The sequence below is a fragment of the Chamaesiphon sp. OTE_20_metabat_361 genome (genome assembly GCF_031364565.1).
Genome location: NZ_JANLWO010000264.1, coordinates 1 through 1,568 on the forward strand (window position 1 = coordinate 1; position 1,568 = coordinate 1,568).

1 protein-coding gene and 1 pseudogene are annotated in these 1,568 nt (G+C 48.2%); one reads left to right on the top strand and one right to left on the bottom strand.

Annotated elements, in window-relative coordinates; translation table 11 throughout:
- Nucleotides 1-453, bottom strand: a pseudogene (locus RMO35_RS07720) (beta-carotene ketolase); the annotation flags it as partial.
- A 178-nt stretch (nucleotides 454-631) separates the two neighbouring features.
- Between RMO35_RS07720 and RMO35_RS07725 the strand changes: the two are divergent.
- Nucleotides 632-1,568, top strand: a 937-nt coding sequence (locus tag RMO35_RS07725; RefSeq protein ID WP_309739934.1) for an orange carotenoid protein N-terminal domain-containing protein, incomplete at its 3' end; no start/stop codon positions are given.

Here is a 1,568-nt window from a genome sequence, read left to right on the forward strand (position 1 = left end):
GATCGCATAGCTACAAAACATGAAGACTAAATTAAGTGCTTGTCCCCAGCTAAAATGTTCGCAGACAAAATGTGCGTACCAGTTCCAAAAGTTGGGTGTGCCATCATGAAAATCGGGATCGCGATCGCTAGCTGGATACTGGTGATGCAGATGATGTTTGCTAGCAAGTAATGAATAGTCAAATCCAGCATACAGCCATAAGCACGATTGCCCGATCGCCAGATTGACTTGCTGCCAGGGGTGGATGCTGCCGTGCATCGCATCGTGAGCCGTAATAAACAATCCGGTATAGATCCAGGTTTGCCAGCCGACGAGACAGAGCAAACCCAGCGGATGGAGAGTGCCGATCTGAATTTGCAAGCAGTTCCACAGACTGAGTGCCCAAACTCCGATAATTGCTGCTGCTATTGCTAGCGGCGAGCCGAGCCTTAGTCCTAGAAATATAGTACCCATCAATCCCCGTATCCGTTGTAACGCATTTTATCCATCTAGCAGTCGTCCACCACTCAAAGATTTTCACTCAAATAATTTGCTTTTTGTGCAGGCATTGCCATAGTATTGTAACAAACGGTAAAGTTTTTTAAGCAAAACCTGACTAATACTTATTTATCTCATTAGAGCTGTAGTACTTATGTCTATTTCACTAAAGTCTGCTCAGTCAATCTTTTCCAACACTCTAATTGCTGATGCAGTCCCGGCTGTAACCGCAGCCTTCGACCAACTTAGCGTTGAGGATCAATTAGCGCTACTTTGGTACGCTTATACGGAAATGGGCGTGACAATTACCCCAGCGGCAACTGGCTCGGCCAGTATGGCGCTAGCACAACCCCTGCTGGATCTGATTAAATCAATGCAGCCTGACTCGCAAACTCAGGTGATGACCGATTTGGCGATGCACACTGACACGCCGATTTGTCGCACATTTACCTCCTTTCGGATGAATACCAAGCTCGGATTTTGGTATGAGTTGGGTCAAATGATGAAACAGGGTTTGGTCGCACCGATTCCTGCGGGTTATGTGCCATCAACGGAGGCAACTGCGTTACTCGAAACGATCAAACAGCTCGACGCAGGTCAGCAAATCACCGTCTTGCGGAATACCGTGGTTAACATGGGTTTCGATCCCGCACGCGGTCAAGATTATGACAAACGTGAAGCTCCTTCCGTTACGCCTCGTGCTTTTGCCGACCGTTCGCGGGCAGCAATCGAAGGTGTAGACAACTATACCGTGTTGAGCTACATCGACAACATGAACGCCTTTGACTTTATGGCAGCATCCAATCTCTTTGTTGAAGAAGGTGCGCTCCAACCTCCTTTCCAAGCGCCAGTTGTCGGCCCTGCGGCAATTTTGACCTACATGCGTGAAGAATGTGTGGGCTTGAAGATGTTACCAGAACGTGGTGTCGTCGAACCGATCGATGATGGTTACACTCAAGTTAAAGTCACTGGTAAAGTCCAAACTCCTTGGTTCGGTGCCAGCGTCGGGATGAACATCGCTTGGCGGTTCTTGCTCGATCCTCAAGGTAAAATCTTCTTTGTCGCGATCGATTTACTCGCTTCGCCCAAAG